The 12808-nt window shown below is 63.7% G+C and carries 12 protein-coding genes; 8 read left to right on the top strand and 4 right to left on the bottom strand.

Going from position 1 to position 12808, the window contains the following annotated elements; genetic code table 11:
- Positions 1-10: 10 nt before the first annotated feature.
- The 3 genes from ACVWWW_RS14260 to ACVWWW_RS14270 form a co-directional block, all read right to left on the bottom strand.
- The gene (locus ACVWWW_RS14260) at positions 11-730 is read right to left on the bottom strand and encodes a CoA transferase subunit A (protein WP_027081815.1); all 720 of its coding nucleotides are present in this window, start codon (positions 728-730) and stop codon (positions 11-13) included.
- A 71-nt stretch (positions 731-801) separates the two neighbouring features.
- A complete protein-coding gene (locus ACVWWW_RS14265) occupies positions 802-2172 on the bottom strand; it encodes a phosphomannomutase/phosphoglucomutase (RefSeq protein WP_027081814.1) in 1371 nt (456 codons plus the stop codon).
- Complete coding sequence (locus ACVWWW_RS14270) at positions 2169-3581, bottom strand: mannose-1-phosphate guanylyltransferase/mannose-6-phosphate isomerase (protein WP_027081813.1); 1413 nt, start codon at positions 3579-3581, stop codon at positions 2169-2171. The genes ACVWWW_RS14265 and ACVWWW_RS14270 overlap by 4 nt, the downstream gene beginning before the upstream one ends.
- Before the next feature lie 144 nt (positions 3582-3725).
- Between ACVWWW_RS14270 and ACVWWW_RS14275 the strand changes: the two genes are divergently transcribed.
- The 8 genes from ACVWWW_RS14275 to rffA all read left to right on the top strand — a co-directional run bounded on the left by ACVWWW_RS14275 (position 3726) and on the right by rffA (position 10767).
- On the top strand, positions 3726-4478 hold the full coding sequence (locus ACVWWW_RS14275; protein ID WP_027081812.1) for an electron transfer flavoprotein subunit beta/FixA family protein: 753 nt from the start codon (positions 3726-3728) through the stop codon (positions 4476-4478).
- 81 nt (positions 4479-4559) lie between these two features.
- Entirely contained in the window at positions 4560-5498 is a 939-nt protein-coding gene (locus ACVWWW_RS14280; protein ID WP_027081811.1) for an electron transfer flavoprotein subunit alpha/FixB family protein, read from the top strand.
- 35 nt (positions 5499-5533) lie between these two features.
- Positions 5534-6073: a hypothetical protein gene (locus tag ACVWWW_RS14285; protein WP_155914093.1), complete on the top strand. Its 540-nt coding sequence runs from the start codon at positions 5534-5536 to the stop codon at positions 6071-6073.
- 400 nt (positions 6074-6473) lie between these two features.
- Complete coding sequence (locus ACVWWW_RS14290) at positions 6474-7457, top strand: glycosyltransferase family 2 protein (protein WP_051234675.1); 984 nt, start codon at positions 6474-6476, stop codon at positions 7455-7457.
- Complete coding sequence (locus ACVWWW_RS14295) at positions 7454-8590, top strand: bifunctional GNAT family N-acetyltransferase/hotdog fold thioesterase (RefSeq protein ID WP_196804304.1); 1137 nt, start codon at positions 7454-7456, stop codon at positions 8588-8590. The genes ACVWWW_RS14290 and ACVWWW_RS14295 overlap by 4 nt, the downstream gene beginning before the upstream one ends.
- 4 nt (positions 8591-8594) lie before the next feature.
- Positions 8595-8954 (top strand): EamA family transporter, encoded by a 360-nt coding sequence (locus ACVWWW_RS14300; RefSeq protein ID WP_027081808.1) that lies wholly within the window; start codon positions 8595-8597, stop codon positions 8952-8954.
- Between the two features lie 12 nt (positions 8955-8966).
- A complete protein-coding gene (locus tag ACVWWW_RS14305) occupies positions 8967-9587 on the top strand; it encodes a class I SAM-dependent methyltransferase (RefSeq protein WP_027081807.1) in 621 nt (206 codons plus the stop codon).
- Positions 9588-9636: 49 nt separating this feature from the next.
- Entirely contained in the window at positions 9637-10767 is a 1131-nt protein-coding gene (gene rffA, locus ACVWWW_RS14310; RefSeq protein WP_027081806.1) for a dTDP-4-amino-4,6-dideoxygalactose transaminase, read from the top strand.
- Here the strand turns inward: rffA and ACVWWW_RS14315 are convergent.
- Entirely contained in the window at positions 10764-12806 is a 2043-nt protein-coding gene (locus tag ACVWWW_RS14315) for a hypothetical protein (protein ID WP_155914089.1), read from the bottom strand. The genes rffA and ACVWWW_RS14315 overlap by 4 nt on opposite strands.
- Positions 12807-12808 lie beyond the last annotated feature (2 nt).

Genomic DNA, 12808 nt, shown 5'->3' on the forward strand with positions numbered 1-12808 from the left:
GTCGTAGTCCTCAGGCGGCGCGCACGGTGCGCTGTTCGATGCGCTTCTCAGGCGAAGCGTTGACGACGATTCGATCGACGTAGATGCCGGGAAGATGCACGTGGTCCGGATCGATGTCGCCGATCTCGACGAGTTGCTCGACTTCGGCAACGCAGACCTTGCCGGCCATCGCACACGCCGGATTGAAATTGCGCGCGGTCTTGCGGAATACGAGGTTGCCCGCCTTGTCGGCCTTCCACGCTTTCACCAGCGAGACGTCGGCGCGCAGCGCAGTCTCCATGACGTACATGTGGCCGTCGAACTCGCGCGTTTCCTTGCCTTCCGCGACAACCGTGCCGTAGCCGGTACGGGTGAAGAACGCCGGGATGCCCGCGCCGCCCGCACGCAGGCGCTCGGCGAGCGTGCCCTGCGGATTGAATTCGAGCTCGAGCTCGCCCGCGAGGAACTGGCGCTCGAACTCCTTGTTCTCGCCGACATACGACGAAATCATCTTGCGGATCTGACGCGTCGACAGCAGCTGACCGAGGCCGAAGCCGTCGACGCCGGCATTGTTCGAGATCGCGGTCAGGCCCGTGACGCCGGAATCGCGCAGCGCGGCGATCAAGGCCTCGGGAATGCCGCAGAGACCGAAGCCGCCGACGGCGAGCGTCTGGTTGTCGGCGACGAGATTGGCGAGCGCCGTCTTCGCATCGGGGTAGACCTTGCTAGCCGGAGTGCCGGAGTGGGCCATGGCGTCCGAACCAATAAACGAGGGAATGGAAGTCTAGCCCGCTGCCCCAGGGAGGAACACCGTACTTTCGGTCAGCTCGCAAACGTCGCCAACGCACGCCGGATCTGGCCGACGCGATCTTCGACAAGCCCGGCGTCACCGCGAGACTCGACGTTCAACCGCAGCAGCGGTTCGGTGTTCGAGCTGCGCAGGTTCATGCGCCAAGAGCCGAAGTCGGCAGACAGCCCGTCCGTATAGTCGAGCGCAGGATCACCGCCCAATGCACTCATGACCGCGCGGGTTGCGAGAGCCGAATCGGTGACGCGGAAATTGATCTCGCCGCTGCACGGGAAGCGCGCGATGCGCGCTTCGACGAGATCTGCGAGCGACCTTCCCGTCGACGAAATAAGCCCTGCGACGAGGAGCCACGGAATCATTCCGGAATCGCAGTAGGCGAAGTCGCGAAAGTAGTGGTGAGCGCTCATCTCGCCGCCGTAGACAGCGTCCTCGGCTCGCATGCGCTCTTTGATAAACGCATGGCCGGTTTTCGACAGCACCGGGACGCCGCCGGCCTCCGACACCATTTCGATCGTGTTCCAGACAAGGCGCGGGTCATGGATGACGCGCCCGCCCGGATGATGTGCGAGCAGCGCTTGCGCAAGCAGCCCCACGAGGTAATAGCCCTCGATGAAGCGGCCATCCGAATCGAAGAAGAAGCACCGGTCGAAGTCCCCATCCCAAGCCACACCGAAATCCGCACCGTGCTCCAGCACGGCGTTGGCGGTCGCTGCCCGACTGTCAGGCAGGAGGGGATTCGGAATCCCGTTCGGGAACGTACCATCCGGCTCGTGTTGTATGCATACGAAGTCGAACGGGACATGGGGCTGCAACTGATCAATGACCGCGCCCGCGCCGCCATTGCCGGCGTTGACGACGATCCGCAATGGACGCAATGCGTCCGGCGAGATGTAGCCCAACAAATGCTCAATGTATGCCGATTTGTCGTCTGCAACCCGAACACTACCAGCCGCAGGCTCCGGCATCGGAACGCCGGCGATCACCGCGTCGCGGAGTGCATGAAGCCCGCTGTCGCCGCTGATGGGACGACTCCCGTCCCGCACCAGCTTCATGCCGTTGTAGTCCATCGGGTTATGGCTGGCCGTCACCATCACGCCTCCAGCCGCGTGACGATGCGCCGTCTGGAAGTAGACCTCTTCGGTGCCGCAGAGACCGATGTCGACGACATTGCGCCCCTTTCGGGCAAGGCCGTCGGCGAGTGCCGCCTGGAGGCCAGGACTGCTGAGGCGCACGTCGCGACCCAATACAACCTCGCCTGGATCAAGCAGATCGGCGAGCGCGACACCCAATGCACGCGCTACATCTTCGTTGAGCTCGTCCGGCACGCGGCCACGGATGTCATAAGCCTTGAACGCGGCGCGAACGCCGTCTGCTTTGCTGATCATGAGCGCCCGTACACATCTTCGAGTCGAACGATGTCGTCTTCGCCGAGATAGTGACCAGACTGGACTTCGATCAGCTCGACCGGCTCGGTGCCGTTGTTACGCAGGCGATGCACGCTTCCCAGGGGAATGTACGTGCTCTCGTTTTCATTGAGGTCGAACACGCGCTCGTCGCACGTCACTTCCGCTGTGCCCGACACGACGATCCAGTGCTCGGCGCGCTTATGGTGCTTCTGCAGGCTCAGCGCTGCGCCCGGTTTGACGACGATCCGCTTGACCTGGAAACGATCACCCATGTCGATCGAATCGTAGTTGCCCCACGGGCGGTACACCTTGCGATGGAACAAGTGTTCCTGACGCCCCGCGCTCTTGATCCGGTCGACGACCTTCTTGACGTCCTGCACGCGATCCTTGCGTGCCACCAGCGTCGCATCAGGCGTATCGACGATGACGAGATCCTCGACGCCGATGGTTGCAATCATGCGGCGATCGGAGGCGCGCACGAGACTGTTGCGCGTATCGATCGCCAGCACGTCGCCCTCGAAACGATTGCCATCGGCGTCGCGCGGTGCCGCAGCCCAGAGCGATGACCACGAGCCGATGTCGCTCCAGCCGCAACTCACTGGAACGACCGCTGCATGCCCAGTCTTTTCCATGACCGCGTAGTCGATCGAATCATTCGGGCTCTGCGCGAACGCGGCCTTGTCGACGCGAACGAAGTCGAGGTCGCGCTTCGCGTTGGAACAGGCGCGCTCGCAAGCTGCGAACATTTCCGGCTGCAGGCGCGCGAGTTCTTCGAGGTAACGATCGGCGCGGAACATGAACATGCCGGAGTTCCAAGCGTAACTGCCGTCTGCGACGTAGCCTTCGGCGGTCTCGACATCCGGCTTTTCCACGAACCGATCCACGCGATAGACGTCGGCGCTGACCGCTTCGCCGCGCCGTATGTATCCGTATCCGGTTTCGGGGTAATCCGGCTTGATCCCGAACGTCACCAACCAGCCTTCGGCGGCAACACCCGCAGCCTGCTCGACGGCGATGCGGAAAGCGGCCTCGTCCTCGATCAGGTGGTCGGCTGGCATCACCAACATCACGGCGTCCGGATCGCGGGCCCGAAGGTGAAGCGCCGCCAATGCAATAGCCGGCGCGGTATTGCGGGCCTCGGGCTCAAGCAGGATCCCGCCATTTGCGACGTCGATTTCCTGAAGCTGCTCACCCACCATGAACCGGTGATCCTCGCTGCAGACCGTCACCGGTGCCTGCATTCCGTGGAGGCGACTGGCGCGCAGCACGGTTTCCTGGAAGAGCGACCGGTCGCCGATCAGGGCGAGGAATTGCTTGGGCTGGTTCTGGCGCGACAGCGGCCAGAGACGCGAGCCACTTCCGCCGCTCAGGATCACGGGATGGAGCATGGGCTTTCCACTTTCACGAGGCGCTATAGCGTACCCGATCGATTTCACGCGGCTCCGACAGCCCTGAACGCCGCGCCCACGGCCGTCGGCTAGAATTCCCGTCTTGGCCCGACCGGCCCCGATCGTTTCCAGGAATCCCGCCCGATGAAGATCCTCGTCGCCTACAAGCGCGTGGTGGACTACAACGTCCGCATCCAGGTCAAGCCCGACGGCAGTGGCGTCGTCACCGAGGGCGTCAAGCTGTCGCCGAACCCGTTCGACGAGATCGCGCTCGAAGAAGCGCTGCGCCTGCGGGATAAGGGCATCGCGACGGAAGTGATCGTCGCAACGATCGCGCCCGCGGACGCCCAGCCGCACCTCCGCAATGGCCTTGCGATGGGGGCGAACCGCGCGATCCACGTGGTCGTCGACGCGGGCACCGAAGTCGCCCCGCTGACCGCCGCGCGCACGCTGCTCAAGCTCGTCGAGCGCGAGCAGCCCGACCTCGTGATCCTCGGCAAGCAGGCGATCGACGACGACGCCAGTCAGACCGGCCAGATGCTCGCCACGCTGTGGGGCCGTCCGCAGGCGACGTTCGCGTCGAAGCTCGACGTCGCCGACGGCAAGGCGACGGTGACGCGCGAGGTCGACGCTGGCCTCGAAACGCTCGAGGTCGACCTGCCGGCGGTGGTCACCACCGACCTGCGCCTCAACGAGCCGCGCTTCATCAAGCTGCCCGACATCATGAAGGCCAAGAGCAAGCCGCTCGAGACGCTGCAGTTCGCCGAACTGGGCGTCGATGCGGGCGCGGGGCTGAAGACCACCTCGTACGCGGCGCCGGCCAAGCGCTCGAAGGGCATCATGGTCAAGGACGCCGCCGAGCTCGTCGCCACGCTGAAGCAGCGCGGCCTGCTGTAACGCACCGCCGGCGGACCGCGCAGCGCGCGACCGCCTCGCACGAAGGTTCCCGCGGGAACATCGTTACCTGAGGAAATTCCGATGTCGAAGGTCCTGATCGTCGCCGAACACCTGGGCGGCCACCTCAACGCTTCCACCGCGAAGTGCGTGACCGCCGCGAAGGCGCTGTCACCCGAATCCATCGACGTGCTCGTGCTTTGGGACGACGCGACCGCGGTCGCCTCCGAAGCCGCGAAGCTCAACGGCGTGTCGCGTGTGCTGGCGGTGTCGAACGCTGCGAATGCGAATCCGATCGCGCAGGTGCTGGCGCCGCAGGTGGCGAAGGTCGCCGCCAATTACACACATGTGTTCGGACCGAGCACGACGTTCGGCAAGGACCTGATGCCGTGCGTCGCCGCATTGCTCAACGCGCCGCAGGTGTCCGACGCGATGGCCGTCGAAGGCCCGCGCACGTTCAAGCGCCCCATCTATGCCGGCAACGCGATCGTGACGGTCGAAGCGCCGGAAGGCGTAATCGTCGTCGCGACCATTCGCACTGCCTCGTTTGCGGAAACCACGCGCGACGCAAATGCGCCGATCGAAGCGATCACCGTCGACGCCGCGCTGCCGACGCATACGCGTTTCGTCGGTCTCGCGGCAGGCTCCAGCGATCGTCCCGACCTGCAGAGCGCTAAGCGCGTCGTGTCGGGCGGTCGCGGTGTTGGCTCGGCGGAGAACTTCAAGATCATCTACGACCTGGCCGACAAGCTCGGTGCTGCCGTCGGCGCATCACGCGCGGCAGTGGACGCCGGCTACGTGCCGAACGAGATGCAGGTCGGCCAGACGGGCAAGATCATTGCGCCGGAGCTTTATATCGCCGTCGGCATTTCCGGTGCAATCCAACATCTGACCGGGATCAAGGACGCCGGAACCATCGTCGCCATAAACAAGGACTTCGACTCACCGATCTTCGAGATCGCGGACATCGGATTGGTGGGGGATTTGTTCCAACTCCTGCCCGAGCTTCAGCAACTCGTGTAGTAAATACTGCCCGTACCCATCGCATTGGACCCGCCATGAAACGCAGCCGACTAACTGCAATACTTCTCACCTCGCTCGCAATTGCAGGCTGTGGGGAAACTCCAAACGGCAGCGCGCCGGAAGCTAGCGTTGATGCACCGAAGCCAGACGCCGCGGCCAGCACACCCGCGAACTCCCCGGTCGAGAGTCTGTCGCGAAATGTCGTTGCCGACAACATTCCGTTCCAGCCAACGGTCGCCAAGATCGACGGCAATGCGATCGCCAGTACTGGTTCGCCTGGCTACATGATGTACGGCCCCTATGTCGCATTCGCCCCAGGAACCTATCGGGCGACCGTGAAGGGCAGCATTCCGAGCCTGAAGAACGGCGCGGAAGTCCACTTCGATGCGGTTGCATCGAAGGCCGCGTCAATACTTGGCAGTCAGGTTGTCAAATCGACTGTCCCGTCCAGCGGCACGATCGCCGAGTTCGATTTCACCGTCGCCGAGGCAGTGAGCGATCTCGAGTTGCGCGCTGAAGTTACCGAAGGCGCTTCCGTCCGGATCGAGTCGTACACAATTGCGAGGAAGCAGTGACGTCAGAATGTAAGGCGACCTCGGCTGGCCTCCGCGACTGACGCGACTCGTCGCAGCGTGTTTGGGACGCCTATCGAGCCACGTCCGTATCGGATGTGGACCAGGAGCGGCGCTGGAACCGGACTGCGCGTCTGGTTCCGCTTAGCGCAAATCCCTCAGCGTGCGCGGTTCGACCAGCCGCGACAATGGTGCGTCGCCGTGAACGGATCAAGCGCCGAGCCACCGGAAGTCTTGTGCGGTTTACAGTGTTCGCGGCCGCCTTCGTTCTCCACTGCCGCCCTTGATGGGGGGCCAATCCGATCCGGACTGCCCATGCGCGGCATCTGGCAACCCGACGTTACGATCCCTCAAATCGCTTGGCGTATGCGATTCCGCGGACACCTGTATCCGGACCACTCCGATGACTAACAAATATCGCCCTGGTGAGCGGGGCGACTGCGCAGTCCCGGGGCTGTTATCCGTCGTGTCGCCCGTCTATGGCTGCGACACATGCCTCGAGGAACTTGTGACGCGTGTTCGGGATGCAGTTGCACGAACTGGCATGCAGCTCGAGCTGTTGCTCGTCAACGACGGTAGCCCCGATCACTCGTGGGCGCGGATACAAGAGCTAGCTGCTCTCTATCCCGAGGTAAGAGGACTGCGCCTCTCACGCAACTTCGGACAGCACTACGCGATCGCAGCGGGCATCGAGCACGCCCGGGGCGAATGGGTCGCCGTAATGGATTGCGACCTCCAGGATTTGCCCGAAGAGCTTCCGGAACTCGTCTCGGTTGCGCGAGGCGGCCACGATATTGTGTTTGCACGCCGGCTGGAACGGCAGGACGGAGTCCTGAAGCGGCTTGGTTCGTTCGCTTTCTACCGGTTGCTCACCTATTTGACGGACGTTGGGCAGGATCACACCACAGCCAATTTCGGCGTCTTCAGCCGTCGTGTCATCAACACGGTGAACGCTATGCCCGAGCGCGATCGTTGCTTCCCACTCATGGTCAAGTGGACTGGATTTGACCCAATAGGCGTGCCCGTGCGGCACGCCGAACGCGCCGCAGGCGGTAGTAGCTACGGCCTTCGAAAGCTGATCAGACTCGGCCTCAACATCGTGCTGTCCTACTCGGACAAGCCGCTGCGGCTCGTCGTGAAAATGGGGATCGTGGTTTCTGCCCTTTCAATGGCGATCACTGCGAGCAGCATCTACCGCTATGCCGCGGGTGACGTCCAGGTCGCCGGCTTTACCAGCATTATCGCGTCCATTTGGCTCCTCGGCGGGCTCATCATTCTGTGTGTCGGCGTCACTGGCCTCTACTTGGGACGCCTGTTCAACGACATGAAGGGCCGCCCTTACTACATCGTGCAGGACACCACCGACGCATGCGGTGTCGTGCAATGACGCAGCCGATAACGCTCCAGCAGTCACCCCTCGATTCTGCGCGTTTCGGTATGCGGGTTTTCCGGGGCCACGGCGACCAACTCGACGATCGCCTGTTCTTCAAGACGCTCGTATCGCAAGACGTCGACATCGCAATCGTGCGGACGCCCGCCGGTACGGGTGGTTGGACCCGGTTGTCGCGCTATGGCCTGCAAACAATTCACGCTGATACGCTCGTGTACTACGCCGTCGACCTGCGCAGGTATCAGCCGAATGCGTTACGCAACAGTGATCTCGAGTTCGTTGAAGCCACTTCGGCGGATCGCGATTCGCTTGCCTCGCTCGTACGCACGGCTTTCGACGGCTATGTAAGCCACTACCACGCCAATCCCACGTTCGATCCCGCGCGCGTCCTCGCCGGGTACATGGAGTGGGCGACGGGCTACATCGCGAGCGATTCGCCCGGCCGGGTGACCTGGGTGGCACGTCGTGGCGGTGTCATTGTCGCCTTCGCGTGCTGCAGCTTTGACGAAGGCGCCGATTCATGCGAAGGCGTGCTGTACGGGGTGCACCCCGCGCACGCGGGCGGCGGTCTGTACGGAGACCTCGTCCGACACACCCAAGCGAAGTTTCGCGAGCGCGGCTTCGCGACCATGGAGGTTTCCACGCAGGTCTGGAACTACGCGGTGCAGAAAGTCTGGGCGCGCGAAGGATTCGCCCTGGTGCGCGCGTATGACACCTGGCACGTAAACGCGATGCTCGCCGGTGGCGCAACTCTGGTCGACCGCACGCTCGAATTCGACACTATGCAGGTCGCCCGTTTCGCTGACGCCACAGGAGACGCAAATCCTGTGCACTTCGACGACGACGCGGCGCGTGCCGCAGGCTTTCCGGCGCGTATTTCGCACGGAATGCTCGTCGGTGGCGAACTGTCGCGCATCTTTGGAACCGAGACGCCGGGTCCCGGAACGCTGTTCCTTCGCGCAAATCTGGTGTTCATAAGCCCGATATTCCCTGACCGCCCCTACCGCCTGCGCGTGCGTAACGCGGCAGGTGGCGAACCGCACGGGTACGTGCCCGCGGTTGCAACCGTGCACGACGCCGAGGGCGCGTTGTGCGTACTGTGCTACAGCGATCTCCTAAAGCGGAGTTGAACGAATGGGCTACGTATACATCGCGATGATGTTAGCGCTGACGCTGTATGGACAACTCGTGCTGAAGTGGCAGGTCGCGCGTATCGGCCCAGTACGAGACAGCGGCATTGTGACCTACGTACTGCACTTGTTGCTGTCGCCGTGGGTAATTTCAGGCCTCGCGGCGGCGTTCGTAGCATCCATCTGTTGGATGCTGGCGCTTACCCGACTCGAACTGAGTCGCGCGTATCCTTTCACAGCATTAGGTCTCGTGCTCATTTTCGCGGCCAGTGCACTCGTGTTTGGCGAGACGCTTACGCCCGGCAAACTCGGCGGAGCTGCGCTGATCGTTTCCGGCATCTGCGTCGTCGCATATTACGGCTGAGCACATTTCGTCATGGCCCAAGTCACCACCGGCATCCGACGCGTCCTTTCGATCCCTTTCGTCTACGATTTCTCTCAGGTGGTATTCGGCGCTAATCGTTCGCGTCGCCGACTGGCGCGTGATCATTTCCGCGTCTCGCCGGGGCAGCGCATCGTCGATGTCGGATGCGGAACGGGGCAGATCCTCGAATTTCTCCCATGCGACATCGAATACCACGGATTCGACCTGGATCCGAACTACATCGAGGCAGCGCGCGCCAAGCACGGCGATCGCGGGCGCTTCGAGTGCGCGGACATCACCTCGCTACCGGCCGAGGCGATCCCGCCATGCGACTTGGCAATTGCAATTGGGCTGCTACACCACCTGGATGATGACGGCGCGCGTGCGCTGCTGGCCAATCTCGCAAAGCGCCTGGCTCCAGGAGGCCGACTGTTGACAGTCGACGGCGTGTGGGAAACCGGGCAGTCCCCGATCGCACGCTCGATTCTTGCGAGGGACCGTGGGCAAAACGTTCGCGACGCGGCGGGCTACCTTGCGCTGGTTCCGGACGGGTTCTCCTCAAGCCACCTCGCCGTCCGGCATGACCTACTGCATATCCCCTACTCCCACGCGGTGATGGAGTGCACGAAGTGATGCAATCCGCCGCCAACGTGACCCCTCGCCACATCGTCGCAGGCACCCGATGATCCCGTTCAACAAGCCCTTCATGACCGGTCGCGAGCTCGCATACATTGCGCAGGCGCACAGCAACGGGCACCTATCGGGCGACGGCGCGTTTACCCGCGCGTGCCATGCGTGGCTCGAAGCGCACACGTCTGCAAGTAAGGCGTTGCTGACGCACTCGTGCACCGCTGCATTGGAAATGGCGGCAATGCTGCTTGACCTTGAACCCGGCGACGAAGTCATCATGCCGTCGTATACGTTTGTCTCCACCGCGAACGCGTTTGTGCTCCGCGGCGCCGTACCGGTGTTCATCGATATTCGCCCTGACACGCTAAATCTTGACGAGCACCTGATCGAGGCGGCGATCACGCCGCGCACGAAGGCGATCTGCGTCGTTCACTACGCCGGCGTGGCATGCGAGATGGACGCGATCTGCGACATCGCGCGCCGCCATGGCCTTAAGGTGGTGGAAGATGCAGCGCAGGGAATCTACTCGCGCTACAAGGGCCGCCCACTCGGCGCGATCGGAGAGCTCGGCGCGATGAGCTTCCACGAGACCAAGAACATCATCTCCGGCGAAGGCGGCGCGTTGCTCGTGCGCGACGCCGAGCTCGCTGAACGCGCTGAGATCGTGCGGGAGAAAGGCACCAACCGCAGCCGCTTCTTCCGCGGCCAGGTCGACAAATACACGTGGGTCGACATTGGCTCCTCGTACCTGCCCGGCGAAATCATTGCCGCATTTCTGCAGGCGCAGATGGAGGCCGGGGACACGATCACGCAGCGCCGCCTCGCTCTTTGGGATCGCTACCACGCCTGGGCCGCACCGCACGAGAGCGCTGGCCGAGTGCGTCGTCCAATCGTGCCTGAGCACTGCACGCACAACGCGCACATGTATTACCTGCTATTGCCGAATCTTGACGTGCGCACGCGCTTCATCGCCGGCATGAAGGAGTGTGGTGTCGGCACTGTGTTCCACTACATTCCGCTGCACAGCGCGCCGGCGGGACGCGAATTCGCGCGGGCGCACGGCTCGGTGACAGTTACGGACGAGATGAGCGATCGCTTGGTGCGGATGCCTTTGTGGGTGGGCCTGGAGGCGGACCTCGACCGCGTCCTCGAGGCAGCGGACGCGGTGCTCTTAGCGCTCTAGCGGGCGTCCGTTACCGGGCGCACCGAGATTCCGCGAAGCCTAACCCTTCCCGCACCGTCGACGAAGACGCGCAGTTCTGCGTCGTTCAACCAGCGTGCGACGTCAAACCGTACTAGCACGCGCGCGCGCGCGCCCGCGGGAATCGCCGCTTCGCCGAACACGACGGTACCGCCTTCGCCGGCGACGTCGACCTTTCCGCAGCCCCCCGGCGCCGGCCTGTCGCATTCCACGTCGAAGCTGGCCTCGTAGTGCCCTTCTGGGATCGGCAGGTACGGCCCGAAATGCAGTGCTCCCACCTCGCCGACCTGCGCGACAAGCGCGCGACCCGGCTGGTCGTACTGGCCGACCTGGTGCGGCGACGCGCCGGACATCACGATCGAGATCGGATGCGACAAGTCCTCGTTCCAATTCGGCAGCGCTTCCGCAGGGTTGCGCGCGTAGACAACAACTTCGTAGGAGCCTGCGCTGAAGCGGCGCGCCGGGGCGCCGAGGAACCGTTGCATGGAGGCCCAGTCGACAGTCTTGGCCTCCTCCGCCGTGAGCAGAAGAAACGTCGGCCCCCGCCTGCCGTCAGGTCGATACCAGCGGTTGGACCCAAGGTGCCGCATTGGCACAGGCAGGCCGTGTTCAAGATAGATCTGGCGCACGTGTAGTCGATCACCGCTGAGGACGGTCACGGCACCAGCATTCCAGTACGTCCCGTAGCCGTCGACAAGACCGGCGTTCTTCAGCGCGTGGATCAGCGCCACGCGCGGATCGGGGCGCTGCGTGCGAAGAACATCGCTCACGGGGCCAGTGAACGCACTCGCCGCGAGCACCAGAAGTGTGCCGCCCCCCAGCCCGCGCCAAGTGGCTGCGACGGCGACGTCAATTACCATTCCGGCCACGAGTACGAGTGAGAACAAGAGCGGCGGCACGAGGTAGCGCGCCGAGCCTGCGGGATCGACCATGTCCGGGATCGTCGTCGTGACGTGCAACACGAACACCAGCGCGAACGACACGAGGGTGAAGGCTCCGAAGAAGCGGACGCTAGCCGGGCGGACCGAGCGCAGCGACCAGGCCATGGCTACCGGCATGAGTACGAGCGCGCCGATACCAGCGAGCAGACGGATAGCCTCCCATGCACCAACGACTCCCACCACCGCCCGCCCAGGCGTTGGCATGCAGCCGAGCAGCGCGAGCAGGCCATGGATTGCATGGAACGCGTTCGCCTGCATGCCATTGAAGTCCAGCCAGCGCGCGTTGCCTGCGCCGAGATGGTTCTGTACGTGCGCCAGCGTGTACGCATGCAGGCCGCTGCCGACGATCAGGCCCGCGAGGAGCGCCGCCGTTGGCCAGCGAACGTCACGGGCGGCTTGGCGCCAGTCGCGCGCCATCGCCAAGTGCAGCGCGCACGCTGCGAGAAGAGGCAGGCCTTGCGAGGCCGCGGCGCGTTGCGGATTGCCCCAGAAAAGACCAACCGCCAGCAGTCCCACTCCAACAGAAGCGACGGCCCGCGCGCGTCCTTGCGTGACAATGGCGCGCCACGCGAGCACGAGCACGAAACAAGCGAGGAAGTGCACATTGCCGTAAGAGACTTGGCCGAAGAGGTTATCCGTGGTGACGACGGACAAGCCGCTGGCCACGATCGCGAGCACCGCCAGTCGCGGCCAGCGACCCGGCACGACCAAACGCGCGGCCCACCATGTGGAGAGCAGGATCAGGATCGCCGACACAAGCATGCTCACCGCGTACGCGGCCCATCCGTTGCGCATGACCAAAAGGAAAGGCAGGACGAACCACTGGCCGAACAACACCATCAGATCGCCGTTGACGTAATTCCAATCCGGCGGGAACACGCGGCCGCTGCGCAGCATCTCCTGCGCGAGCAGGCTCTTGGCTGCGGCGTCGCTGTGGAAATATCCCCGGTAGCCCGTAGCGATGAACCATCCAAGCAACAGCACGTTCACCGATAGCAGCGCGGCGATCGTGACCTTGGAAGCGCGGGCAAACGCCGGCAAACACCGTGCGAGTGGACCCGTGGTTGGAGTCTTGATCATGT

The organism is Lysobacter sp. HA18 (genome assembly GCF_054057595.1).